Here is an 11,152-nt window from a genome sequence, read left to right as displayed (position 1 = left end):
CAGAGGGGCGGCCGTTCACCGGCGCGCCCCTCTTCGTCCGCCACGATCCCTACTGCGCGGCTCCGAGCCCCCCGGTGTGCGCCCCCGGCTCAAGATCGAACTCCCCGTCCCGCGCCCCCAGCACGAACGCCCGCCACTCCGCCTCCGTGTAGCGCAGCACCGTGTCCGGGTCGAGCGAGGACCGCATCGCCACGGCCCCCTCGGGCAGGTAGGCGATCTCGACCCGCTCCTCGTGGCCCTCGGTGCCCGGCGCGCTGTGCCACTCGACACCGGAGATGTCGAGGGCGTAGAGCTCGTCCCGCTCCCGCTCCTTGCGTGCCTTGATCTCCTCAGCCGTCTCCGCCATGCCGCAGCGACCCCTTCCCGACGTACGAACGATCCGAATCTGCTCACCCTAGTGGCCCCCTCCGCTCCGGCCGGGAGGTTCGCACGACCAGGGCAAAGGAGACCCCGGTCGCCTGGTACGATGGCCGACGGCCGTTTGTGTACGCACCCCCGGAGCCCACCGCTCTGGAGGCCGCGCCCAGCGGATCCCCGCCTCCCGAGTAACGGAAGCTCCCCCGAGACACAGACCGGGGGCACTCGGTGGCCACCACAGACCACGAGGAGTACGCGTGCCGCTCGACGCCGCTACGAAGAAGCAGATCATCACCGAGTTCGGCCAGAAGGAGGGCGACACCGGCTCCCCCGAGGTCCAGGTCGCCATGCTCTCGCGCCGCATCTCGGACCTGACCGAGCACCTCAAGACCCACAAGCACGACCACCACTCCCGTCGTGGTCTGCTGATCCTGGTGGGTCAGCGTCGCCGCCTTCTCCAGTACCTGGCGAAGAAGGACATCCAGCGCTTCCGTGCGCTGGTCGACCGCCTCGGCATCCGTCGCGGTGCGGCGGGCGCCAAGTAAGACGCCGTGAGGGGAGCGGTTCCCGAAGGAAAGGGGACCGCTCCCTTTGCTGTACGTGCGGAGTGTCACCACTGCTTTGTAGTGTGGTAGCACAACGCAATACGGACGACACAGCACAACAAGAAGAGGAGAGGCGCACCTAGCCGCCGCCGGTCCTCGGTAGTGGCCCCCGGGGGAAAGCGAGCCCCGGGTGCTTCGATCGAAGACCGGCCCGCACAGCCCGGAGCGCTTCTCCGCAACCGTCCCCCTGCCACACGGGCAGCGACGGGACGAAGACGAGGAGATAACGCTAGTGGAGAACGAGACCCACTACGCCGAGGCCGTCATCGACAACGGCACCTTCGGCACCCGCACCATCCGCTTCGAGACGGGCCGCCTGGCCAAGCAGGCCGCCGGCTCCGCCGTGGCGTACCTGGACGACGACACCATGGTGCTGTCGGCCACCACCGCCTCCAAGAACCCCAAGGACCAGCTCGACTTCTTCCCCCTCACGGTGGACGTCGAGGAGCGGATGTACGCCGCCGGCAAGATCCCCGGCAGCTTCTTCCGCCGCGAGGGCCGTCCCTCCGAGGACGCGATCCTCACCTGCCGCCTGATCGACCGCCCGCTGCGCCCCTCCTTCAAGAAGGGCCTGCGCAACGAGATCCAGGTCGTCGCCACGATCATGGCGCTCAACCCCGACCACCTGTACGACGTCGTGGCGATCAACGCCGCGTCCGCGTCCACGCAGCTGGCCGGCCTGCCCTTCTCCGGCCCGATCGGCGGCGTCCGCGTCGCGCTGATCAACGGCCAGTGGGTGGCCTTCCCGACGCACACCGAGCTCGAGGACGCCGTCTTCGACATGGTCGTCGCGGGCCGTGTCCTGGAGGACGGCGACGTCGCGATCATGATGGTCGAGGCCGAGGCCACCGAGAAGACCATCAAGCTGGTCGAGGGCGGCGTCGAGGCGCCGACCGAGGAGGTCGTCGCGGCCGGTCTGGACGCCGCGAAGCCCTTCATCAAGGTGCTCTGCAAGGCCCAGTCGGACCTCGCCGCCAAGGCCGCCAAGCCGACCGGCGAGTTCCCGATCTTCCTGGACTACCAGGACGACGTTCTCGAGGCCCTCACCGCCGCCGTCAAGCCGGAGCTCGCCTCCGCGCTGACCATCGCCGGCAAGCAGGAGCGCGAGTCCGAGCTGGACCGCGTCAAGGCGCTCGCCGCCGAGAAGCTCCTCCCGGAGTTCGAGGGCCGCGAGAAGGAGATCTCCGCCGCGTACCGCTCGCTGACCAAGACCCTGGTCCGTGAGCGCGTCATCAAGGAGAAGAAGCGCATCGACGGCCGCGGTGTCACCGACATCCGCACCCTGGCCGCCGAGGTCGAGGCCATCCCGCGGGTCCACGGTTCCGCCGTGTTCGAGCGTGGCGAGACCCAGATCCTGGGCGTCACCACCCTGAACATGCTCCGCATGGAGCAGCAGCTGGACACCCTCTCCCCGGTGACCCGCAAGCGCTACATGCACAACTACAACTTCCCGCCCTACTCCACCGGCGAGACCGGCCGCGTCGGCTCCCCCAAGCGCCGCGAGATCGGCCACGGCGCCCTCGCCGAGCGCGCCCTCGTGCCGGTCCTGCCGACGCGCGAGGAGTTCCCCTACGCGATCCGCCAGGTCTCCGAGGCGCTGAGCTCCAACGGCTCGACGTCCATGGGCTCGGTCTGCGCCTCCACCATGTCGCTGCTGAACGCCGGTGTGCCGCTGAAGGCCCCCGTCGCCGGTATCGCCATGGGCCTGATCTCCCAAGAGATCGAGGGCGAGACGCACTACGTCACCCTCACCGACATCCTCGGTGCGGAGGACGCCTTCGGCGACATGGACTTCAAGGTCGCCGGCACGAAGGACTTCGTGACCGCCCTCCAGCTCGACACCAAGCTGGACGGCATCCCGGCCTCCGTCCTGGCCGCGGCGCTCAAGCAGGCCCGTGACGCCCGCCTCCACATCCTCGACGTGATGATGGAAGCGATCGACACGCCGGACGAGATGTCCCCGAACGCCCCGCGGATCATCACCGTCAAGATCCCCGTGGACAAGATCGGCGAGGTCATCGGCCCCAAGGGCAAGATGATCAACCAGATCCAGGAGGACACCGGCGCCGACATCACGATCGAGGACGACGGCACGATCTACATCGGCGCGGTCGACGGACCGTCCGCCGAGGCCGCCCGCACCACGATCAACGGCATCGCCAACCCGACCATGCCGGAGGTCGGCGAGCGCTACCTGGGCACGGTCGTCAAGACGACCACCTTCGGCGCGTTCGTGTCGCTGCTCCCGGGCAAGGACGGTCTGCTGCACATCTCGCAGATCCGCAAGCTCGCCGGCGGCAAGCGCGTGGAGAACGTCGAGGACGTCCTCGGTGTGGGCCACAAGGTCCAGGTCGAGATCGCCGAGATCGACTCCCGCGGCAAGCTCTCCCTGATCCCGGTCATCGAGGGCGAAGACGGCGACGAGACGAAGGACGACGGCGACAAGTGACGTCCCGTGGCTTCCAGGCGACGGCCCGCACCTCCTCGGAGGCGCGGGCCGTCGCCCGTACCCAAACCCTCATCAAGGGCGAGAACGGCATCGGTACGGTCCGCAAGACCACCCTCCCCGGCGGACTGCGCATCGTCACGGAGACCCTGCCCTCGGTCCGCTCCGCGACCTTCGGCATCTGGGCGCACGTCGGCTCCCGCGACGAGACCCCGGCCCTGAACGGCGCCACCCACTACCTGGAGCACCTGCTCTTCAAGGGCACCAGCCGCAGGTCGGCCCTGGACATCTCCGCCGCGCTGGACGCGGTCGGCGGCGAGATGAACGCGTTCACGGCGAAGGAGTACACGTGCTACTACGCACGCGTGCTCGACAACGACCTGCCGCTGGCCATCGACGTCGTCTGCGACATGCTGACCGGCTCGCTCATCCGCGAGGACGACGTCAACGTCGAGCGGGGCGCCATCCTCGAAGAGATCGCCATGACCGAGGACGACCCGGGCGACTGTGTGCACGACCTGTTCGCGCAGACGATGTTCGGCGACAACCCCCTCGGCCGCCCGGTCCTCGGCACGGTCGACACGGTCAACGCCCTCACCGCCGACCGCATCCGCCGCTTCTACAAGAAGCACTACGACCCGACCCACCTGGTCGTCGCCTGCGCCGGCAACATCGACCACGCCAAGGTCGTACGGCAGGTCCGCGCCGCCTTCGAGAAGGCCGGCGCCTTCAAGGAACCGGCCGCCGACCCGGTCGCCCCGCGCAGCGGCAAGCGCGCCCTGCGCACCGCGGGCCGCGTCGCGCTGATCGACCGCAAGACCGAGCAGGCGCACGTCGTGCTCGGCATGCCGGGCCTGGCCCGCACCGACGAGCGCCGCTGGGCCCTGGGCGTGCTGAACACCGCCCTCGGCGGCGGCATGTCCTCCCGCCTCTTCCAGGAGGTCCGCGAGAAGCGCGGCCTGGCCTACAGCGTGTACTCGTACACCTCCGGCTTCGCCGACTGCGGCCTGTTCGGCGTCTACGCCGGCTGCAGGCCCTCGCAGGTGCACGACGTGCTGAAGATCTGCCGCGACGAGCTCGACCAGGTCGCCGAGCACGGCCTCTCGGACGACGAGATAGGGCGTGCGATCGGCCAGCTCCAGGGGTCCACGGTCCTCGGCCTGGAGGACACCGGCGCGCTGATGAACCGTATCGGCAAGAGCGAGCTGTGCTGGGGCGAGCAGATGTCCGTCGACGACATGCTGTCGCGGATAGCGTCGGTCACCCCGGACGACGTCCGCGAGGTCGCCCGCGAGATCCTGGGACGGCGGCCCTCCCTGTCGGTCATCGGCCCGCTGAAGGACAAACAGGCGGCCCGCCTCAACGACGCCGTCGCCTGACGATCCCCTGGTGAAGGAAGCACAAGAGATGAGCAAGCTGCGCGTGGCGGTCCTCGGCGCCAAGGGCCGGATCGGCTCGGAAGCCGTACGGGCCGTCGAAGCCGCCGAGGACATGGAACTGGTCGCCGCCCTCGGCCGGGGCGACAAGCTGGAGACGCTGACCGAATCCGGCGCCCAGGTCGCGGTCGAACTGACCACGCCCGACTCGGTCATGGCCAACCTCGATTTCTGCGTCGGCCACGGCATCCACGCGGTGGTCGGCACCACCGGCTGGACCGACGAGCGCCTCGCGCAGCTGAACGGCTGGCTGTCCGCCGCCCCGGAGACGGGCGTGCTCATCGCGCCGAACTTCTCCATCGGCGCCGTCCTCACCATGAAGTTCGCGCAGCTCGCCGCCCCGTACTTCGAGTCCGTCGAGGTCGTCGAGCTGCATCACCCGAACAAGGTGGACGCCCCCTCCGGCACCGCCACGCGCACCGCCCAGCTCATCGCCGAGGCCCGCCACGCCGCAGGCACCGCCCCGGCCCCCGACGCCACGGCCACCGCCCTGGACGGTGCCCGCGGCGCGGACGTCGACGGCGTCCCGGTCCACGCCGTCCGGCTGCGCGGTCTGCTGGCCCACCAGGAGGTCCTGCTCGGCGCCGAGGGCGAGACCCTCACCGTCCGGCACGACTCGCTCCACCACAGCAGCTTCATGCCGGGCATCCTGCTCGGCGCCCGCCGCGTGGTGAGCACCCCGGGTCTGACGTTCGGCCTGGAACACTTCCTGGATCTGAACTGAGCCCCTGACCGTCATGCGCGCGAAGCTCACCTACGCCCTCACCGCCGCCGTCCTGGTCGTCTACTTCGTCCTGGTCGGCAGCCGCGGCGTCCTGCTCATCGAGGTCGGCACGCCCCTCACCGTCACCTTCGGTGTCGCCGTGCTGATCCTGCCGGTCATCGGCCTGTGGTTCCTGTGGAAGAACACCCAGTTCGCCCGCAGGGCCAATCAACTCGCCGCCGAACTCGACGCCGAGGGCGGGCTGCCCGTCGACGAACTGCGGCGCACCCCCAGCGGGCGCATCGACCGCGACTCGGCCGACGAGGTCTTCGCCCGGCGCAAGGCCGAGACGGAGGACGCCCCCGACGACTGGCGCACCTGGTTCCGCCTCGCCGTCGCCTACCACGACGCCCGTGACACCCCGCGCGCCCGCAAGGCGATGCAGCGCGCGATCGCCCTGCACGACGGCAAGCAGCCCGAAGCGGCCTGAATCGCTGCCCACGGATGACAGCGGCCTGTACCGCTGTCCACTCATGAGGGAGGGGCCGGACCGTGAAAACGGTCCGGCCCCTCCGTTCATGGCCGTCATGGGGTATGAGGCATGAGACTTCAGATGTCAGCGCGGGCCGTAGTCCTGGGCCCACGCCTCGACCGAGTCGGCCGCCCGGTCGAAGGCGTCCGTGCGTCCCAGGAAGTCCGCGTTGTGCGTGGTCATCAGGGGCGGCAGATCGCCCGCCTCCCGGCCCTGGCGCCCGAGCAGCAGCGCCTGTCCCTGTACGGTCCGGGGCAGCCCCAGCCAGCGCACCGGCTGCTGCACCGTACGCACCGAGACGACCTGCTCCCAGGACGCGGTACGAGTCGTGAGGAACCCCACGTGCCGCAGCCCGCGTGCGCTGACCCACACGCCCACGCGCAGCAGCCGAAGCGCCGCGGCGATGACGAGCAGCGCCAGGCCGAACACCAGGGCCGCCGAGGCGAGTTGGGCCGTCGCGGCGATGATGACCGCTGCGAAGAGCACGAACGAGGCGAGCAGCAGCGCGAGCGCGGCCACCACGATGCGCCACGGCCCGGGCCGGTACGGACGCCGCCAGCGGTCACGGTCTTCGTGGGGCAACGGAACGTCGTCCGCCGCCTCGAAAACGCGGTCGGCCGTCAGGAAGGGCAGGGGCACGGCTGGTCCTCACTCGATCCATGCGTGGGCTGTGCCCGGTGAGGCTACCGATCTGTGTCCCCGGTCACCACTGGCGGGGGCCGGATGGAGTCACCGCCGGCCAGGCGCGGGTCAGCGCCGGTCGGAGGCCTGCGACTGCTGAGGCTGATCAGCCGTCTTGTCGGGCGTCAGCGCGGGCGTCCCGATGACCAGGGACCCCACGAGCCCCGCCACGAGGGTGAGCCCCAGCAGCCAGCGTCCGGCCATATGGCCGACGGACGACCGCTCGCGCGGTGGGGGAGTGACATTGCTGCGGAACCTGTCGGCCTCGGCGACGAAGGCAAACGGTACGGGTTCACGCCGACCGAACATCAGGGGTATGTCTCCTTCAAGGGTGGAACGGATCACTTTCGTCTGTAGAGACGAACGAACTCCCTCAGAGGTGCCCTGTTTCACCGACTTCATTGCGGCACGGCACCGATCGCGCTGAAACGGCCGGGCCGTAGAGTGGCGTCGCCACACGACGAGATGGGAAGGCCCTGCCAACCGTGACCGACACCCCCGCCGACGACCTCAAACCCAGCTACCGCAGCGACGTCACCGTCGAGCTGGTCAAGCACACTGCGTCCGACGCGGACGTCCTCTTCGCCGCACGCGTCTCGACCCTGGGCGAGCAGTCCCTGGACGAGCTGAAGAAGGACCCCGAGCGTTCCAAGGGCCTGATCAACTACCTGATGCGGGACCGGCACGGCAGCCCCTTCGAGCACAACTCGATGACCTTCCTCATCAGCGCCCCGATCTTCGTCTTCCGCGAGTTCATGCGGCACCGCGTCGGCTGGTCGTACAACGAGGAGAGCGGCCGCTACCGCGAGCTCCAGCCCGTCTTCTACGTCCCCGACGAGTCCCGCAAGCTGGTCCAGGAGGGCCGCCCGGGCAAGTACGTCTTCGTCGAGGGCACCCAGGCCCAGCAGGAGCTGACCGGCCGTGTCATGGAGGACTCGTACCGGCAGGCGTACGAGGCCTACCAGGAGATGCTCGCCGCCGGCGTCGCCCGCGAGGTCGCCCGCTCGGTCCTCCCGGTCGGCCTGTACTCCTCGATGTACGCCACCTGCAACGCCCGCTCGCTGATGCACTTCCTCGGCCTGCGCACCCAGCACGAGCTGGCGAAGGTCCCCTCCTTCCCGCAGCGCGAGATCGAGATGGTCGGCGAGAAGATGGAAGCCGAGTGGTCCCGGCTCATGCCGCTCACCTACGCCGCCTTCAACGCGAACGGACGCGTGGCGCCGTAGCGCGTCCCGGTTTTCCCGATCAGGTACAGATGTACGGTTCAGCCGCGCGAAGTGTCCGTATTGCGGCATTTGGAGAAGTTCATCTAGCCTGATCAAACGGGTCCGGCACTGCTTGAACCCCCGAGCAGGCAGTGCCGGGCTCCACCTTTGTCGCGACTTGTCGCCTGCCCCATGGGCAGACCCGGTCCTGAGCAACGAGTAGCGTGTAACCCATGGCTCCGACCTCGACTCCGCAGACCCCCTTCGGGCGGGTCCTCACCGCCATGGTCACGCCCTTCACGGCGGACGGCGCACTCGACCTCGACGGCGCGCAGCGGCTCGCCGCCCACCTGGTGGACGCAGGCAACGACGGCCTGGTCATCAACGGCACCACGGGCGAGTCCCCGACCACCAGCGACGCGGAGAAAGCGGATCTCGTACGGGCGGTCCTGGAGGCGGTCGGCGATCGCGCCCACGTGGTGGCCGGAGTCGGCACCAACGACACCCACCACAGCATGGAACTCGCCCGGGCCGCGGAGCGCACCGGCGCACACGGCCTGCTGGTCGTGACCCCGTACTACAACAAGCCGCCGCAGGAAGGCCTCTACCGGCACTTCACGGCCGTCGCCGACACCACCGGCCTTCCGGTGATGCTCTACGACATCCCCGGCCGCAGCGGCGTCCCGATCAGCACCGAGACGCTCGTCCGCCTCGCCGAGCACCCGCGCATCGTCGCCAACAAGGACGCCAAGGGCGACCTCGGCCGCGCCAGCTGGGCCATCGCCCGCTCCGGCCTCGCCTGGTACTCCGGCGACGACATGCTGAACCTGCCCCTGCTCTCGGTCGGCGCGGTCGGTTTCGTCTCGGTCGTCGGGCACGTCGTCACCCCCGAGCTGCGCGCCCTGGTCGAGGCGTACACCTCGGGCGACGTCCAGAAGGCCACCGAGATCCACCAGCAGCTGCTCGCCGTGTACACGGGTATGTTCCGCACCCAGGGCGTGATGACGACCAAGGCGGCGCTCGCCCTGCAGGGACTGCCCGCCGGGCCTCTGCGCGCTCCCATGGTCGAATGCGCGCCCGAGGAGATCGAGCAACTCAAGATCGATCTTGCTGCCGGCGGGGTACAGCTCTGACAACAGACTTCGCGCGGATTTCCGCGCAACTGCTTCACAACTGAATAAGCGGGCCACCGGTGCCCGCACCCCACACAGACAACTGCTTCTGCACGAACGTCACGCGCGCCACGTGCCCCACCGGTACGTGGCGTGCGTGGTGAGGAGAGTCTTTTGAGTCATCCGCATCCCGAACTCCGCACGCCCCCGCCGCTCCCCGAAGGCGGCCTGCGTGTCACCCCGCTCGGCGGCCTGGGCGAAATCGGCCGGAACATGACGGTCTTCGAATTCGGCGGCCGCCTGCTGATCGTCGACTGCGGAGTGCTCTTCCCCGAGGAGGAGCAGCCCGGAATCGACCTGATCCTGCCGGACTTCTCGTCCATCAGGGACCGCCTCGACGACATCGAGGGCATCGTGCTCACGCACGGGCACGAGGACCACATCGGAGGCGTCCCCTTCCTCCTGCGCGAGAAGCCGGACATCCCGCTGATCGGCTCCAAGCTGACCCTCGCCCTCATCGAGGCCAAGCTCCAGGAGCACCGCATCCGCCCCTACACCCTCGAGGTGACGGAGGGGCACCGCGAGCGCATCGGCCCCTTCGACTGCGAGTTCATCGCGGTCAACCACTCCATCCCGGACGCACTGGCCGTGGCGATCCGCACCCCCGCGGGGATGGCGGTCCACACGGGCGACTTCAAGATGGACCAGCTCCCGCTGGACAGCCGCCTCACGGACCTCCACGCGTTCGCACGCCTGAGCGAGGAGGGCATCGACCTCCTCCTCTCGGACTCGACGAACGCCGAGGTGCCGGGGTTCGTCCCGCCCGAGCGGGAGATCTCCAACGTCCTGCGCCAGGTCTTCGCCGGCGCCCGCAAGCGCATCATCGTCGCGAGCTTCGCCAGCCACGTGCACCGCATCCAGCAGATCCTGGACGCGGCGCACGAGTACGGCCGCCGCGTCGCCTTCGTCGGCCGTTCCATGGTCCGCAACATGGGCATCGCGCGGGACCTTGGCTATCTGAGGGTGCCCCCGGGTCTGGTCGTGGACGTCAAGACGCTCGACGACCTCCCGGACAGCGAGGTGGTCCTGGTCTGCACGGGCTCCCAGGGCGAGCCGATGGCGGCCCTGTCCCGCATGGCCAACCGCGACCACCAGATCCGCATCGTCCAGGGCGACACGGTGATCCTCGCGTCGTCCCTGATCCCCGGCAACGAGAACGCGGTCTACCGCGTGATCAACGGTCTCACCCGCTGGGGCGCCAACGTGGTGCACAAGGGCAACGCCAAGGTCCACGTCTCGGGCCACGCCTCGGCGGGCGAGCTGCTGTACTTCTACAACATCTGCCGCCCGAAGAACCTGATGCCGGTGCACGGCGAGTGGCGCCACCTCCGGGCCAACGCCGAGCTGGGCGCCCTGACGGGCGTTCCGCACGACCGCATCGTCATCGCCGAGGACGGCGTCGCCGTCGACCTCATCGAGGGCAAGGCGAAGATCTCCGGCAAGGTCCAGGCGGGATACGTCTACGTCGACGGCCTCTCGGTCGGTGACGTGGGCGAGCCGGCGCTGAAGGACCGCAGGATCCTCGGCGACGAGGGCATCATCTCGGTCTTCCTGGTCATCGACTCGTCCACCGGGAAGATCACCGGCGGCCCGCACATCCAGGCCCGAGGATCCGGCATCGAGGACTCCGCCTTCGCTGACGTGGTCCCCAGGATCACGGAGGTGCTCGAACGCTCTGCGCAGGACGGCGTGGTCGAACCCCACCAGCTCCAGCAGCTCGTGCGCCGCACGCTGGGCAAGTGGGTCTCGGACACCTATCGACGCCGGCCGATGATCCTGCCTGTTGTGGTGGAGGTCTGACGACCCGTCGGGCCTGAGCCCGAGCCAACTGGGAGCGGGGCGCCTCGATTTGCATCGAGGCGCCCCGCTCCAGTAGGTTTACAACTCCTCCCGACGGGGCACCCGCGCCAACTCAGGCACGGTGACGATGCCCGGCCGGGAAGGGAAATCCGACTCAGAAACTTCTGATAAAGTCGGAACCGCCGGAAAGGGAAACGCGGAAGCGGGAACCTGGA

At 69.2% G+C, this 11,152-nt stretch carries 11 protein-coding genes; 8 read left to right on the top strand and 3 right to left on the bottom strand.

Going from position 1 to position 11,152, the window contains the following annotated elements; genetic code table 11:
- Positions 1 to 49 precede the first annotated feature (49 nt).
- Positions 50 to 346 carry a DUF397 domain-containing protein gene (locus FDO69_RS40530; RefSeq protein WP_104789184.1) on the bottom strand — a complete coding sequence of 99 codons (297 nt, stop codon included), beginning with the start codon at positions 344 to 346 and terminating at the stop codon, positions 50 to 52.
- A gap of 268 nt (positions 347 to 614) precedes the next feature.
- Between FDO69_RS40530 and rpsO the strand changes: the two genes are divergently transcribed.
- The 5 genes from rpsO (at position 615) to FDO69_RS40505 (ending at position 6,037) form a co-directional block, all read left to right on the top strand.
- Positions 615 to 902, top strand: a complete 288-nt coding sequence (gene rpsO, locus FDO69_RS40525) for a 30S ribosomal protein S15 (protein WP_003993372.1) — start codon at positions 615 to 617, stop codon at positions 900 to 902.
- Between the two features lie 292 nt (positions 903 to 1,194).
- Entirely contained in the window at positions 1,195 to 3,411 is a 2,217-nt protein-coding gene (locus tag FDO69_RS40520; protein WP_104789182.1) for a polyribonucleotide nucleotidyltransferase, read from the top strand.
- Positions 3,408 to 4,787 (top strand): M16 family metallopeptidase, encoded by a 1,380-nt coding sequence (locus FDO69_RS40515; protein WP_104789180.1) that lies wholly within the window; start codon positions 3,408 to 3,410, stop codon positions 4,785 to 4,787. The genes FDO69_RS40520 and FDO69_RS40515 overlap by 4 nt, the downstream gene beginning before the upstream one ends.
- Before the next feature lie 28 nt (positions 4,788 to 4,815).
- Positions 4,816 to 5,568 (top strand): 4-hydroxy-tetrahydrodipicolinate reductase, encoded by a 753-nt coding sequence (gene dapB, locus FDO69_RS40510; RefSeq protein WP_104789177.1) that lies wholly within the window; start codon positions 4,816 to 4,818, stop codon positions 5,566 to 5,568.
- 13 nt (positions 5,569 to 5,581) lie between these two features.
- Positions 5,582 to 6,037, top strand: a complete 456-nt coding sequence (locus tag FDO69_RS40505; RefSeq protein ID WP_104789175.1) for a hypothetical protein — start codon at positions 5,582 to 5,584, stop codon at positions 6,035 to 6,037.
- Positions 6,038 to 6,163: 126 nt separating this feature from the next.
- Here the strand turns inward: FDO69_RS40505 and FDO69_RS40500 are convergent, their stop codons facing one another.
- Positions 6,164 to 6,718 (bottom strand): hypothetical protein, encoded by a 555-nt coding sequence (locus FDO69_RS40500; RefSeq protein ID WP_104789172.1) that lies wholly within the window; start codon positions 6,716 to 6,718, stop codon positions 6,164 to 6,166.
- Positions 6,719 to 6,829: 111 nt separating this feature from the next.
- Entirely contained in the window at positions 6,830 to 7,069 is a 240-nt protein-coding gene (locus tag FDO69_RS40495; RefSeq protein ID WP_104789170.1) for a hypothetical protein, read from the bottom strand.
- Between the two features lie 176 nt (positions 7,070 to 7,245).
- Here FDO69_RS40495 and thyX point away from each other — a divergent pair, with 176 nt between their 5' ends.
- From thyX to FDO69_RS40480, 3 genes are all read left to right on the top strand, one after another.
- Positions 7,246 to 7,986: an FAD-dependent thymidylate synthase gene (gene thyX, locus FDO69_RS40490; protein WP_104789168.1), complete on the top strand. Its 741-nt coding sequence runs from the start codon at positions 7,246 to 7,248 to the stop codon at positions 7,984 to 7,986.
- 212 nt (positions 7,987 to 8,198) lie between these two features.
- A complete protein-coding gene (gene dapA, locus FDO69_RS40485; protein ID WP_104789166.1) occupies positions 8,199 to 9,098 on the top strand; it encodes a 4-hydroxy-tetrahydrodipicolinate synthase in 900 nt (299 codons plus the stop codon).
- Positions 9,099 to 9,251: 153 nt separating this feature from the next.
- Positions 9,252 to 10,937, top strand: a complete 1,686-nt coding sequence (locus tag FDO69_RS40480; RefSeq protein WP_104789164.1) for a ribonuclease J — start codon at positions 9,252 to 9,254, stop codon at positions 10,935 to 10,937.
- Positions 10,938 to 11,152: the final 215 nt, after the last annotated feature.

Origin of the sequence: Streptomyces tibetensis (assembly GCF_007655005.1) — a bacterium.
GTDB classification, from domain to species: Bacteria; Actinomycetota; Actinomycetes; order Streptomycetales; family Streptomycetaceae; genus Streptomyces; species Streptomyces tibetensis.
Note: the sequence above shows the minus strand (reverse complement) of the source record. Positions and strands in the feature narration are given on the sequence as shown.